Raw genomic sequence first — 905 nt, 5'->3', positions numbered from 1 at the left:
TATTAATTGGTTGATAGCCCTCTCGCTTTAAAGACTGCATCAATTGTTTTTGCATTGCGGCCGCCATTGAGCTGCTGATCTGCCTGCTTGATCGCCCGTGCCCCGTCATTAAATGTTGCATTGGGTGTCAGTGACCAATGAGACTGCAAAATAATTTTTGTAGCAGCGTCCCTTCCAATAGCTCCTGCCAGCTCATATAGGGGCTGAGACCAAATCTCTCCATCCGCATGGACTTCCCCGGCAACATCCCTTGGGTATACTTTATTTTCATCCAGTCTTCTCAGACAAGGAGGGTTTGACGAAGAATAGGAGGTTGAATCCCATTCCGCAACACAAGCATGTCCAAATCCATCCCCTGTAACTGCATCCTCATAGGTTGCACCAAGATAGTCTCCAAAGCCCTCCCCCATAGATCCTCCTTCAAGGGAGTCCCCAAAACCTGGAACCTGATTGTCCTGAATAGAATGTCCATATTCGTGAGCGATGACTCCTGCATCCTCAGCATCATCCACCCCGCCAGAACCAAAGGTAAGATCCTTCTTCGTCGGGCTGTAAAAAGAGTTATCCTGTTTATACGTATTCACATTCGCTGTAATCGAACGGTTGTTGATGTTGGTAAAACCTAGCGATTGAATGTAGCGCTGCAAGGTATCAATATGATAGTAAGCCATTACATCTTCAAATTGATTATCCGAGCGAGTGTAATTGAATGTAAGAGTTGAACTTTTCGTCCTTGCTTTTGAGTTAATGGCAACATATTGGCCTGCCAGTTTTCCTGTTCCATCAAGACCCAATAATTGAACATTTTTAAGCTGGGCGTTCAATGCTGGTGAATCCGCATCATTATTGTCTGCCAGCCCTGCCGCACTTCCACTGGATTCCACCGGATTCGGTAGAAAAACCTG

The 905-nt window shown here is 45.9% G+C and carries 1 protein-coding gene; it reads right to left on the bottom strand.

Annotated elements, in window-relative coordinates; translation table 11 throughout:
- Nucleotides 1–2 precede the first annotated feature (2 nt).
- Nucleotides 3–905 (bottom strand): M36 family metallopeptidase (locus tag P4361_RS23080; protein WP_328091223.1); only part of this gene is annotated, 903 nt, incomplete at its 5' end.

The organism is Fictibacillus sp. B-59209 (assembly GCF_036216745.1).
GTDB lineage: Bacteria > Bacillota > Bacilli > Bacillales > Fictibacillaceae > Fictibacillus_C > Fictibacillus_C marinisediminis.
Note: the sequence above shows the minus strand (reverse complement) of the source record. Positions and strands in the feature narration are given on the sequence as shown.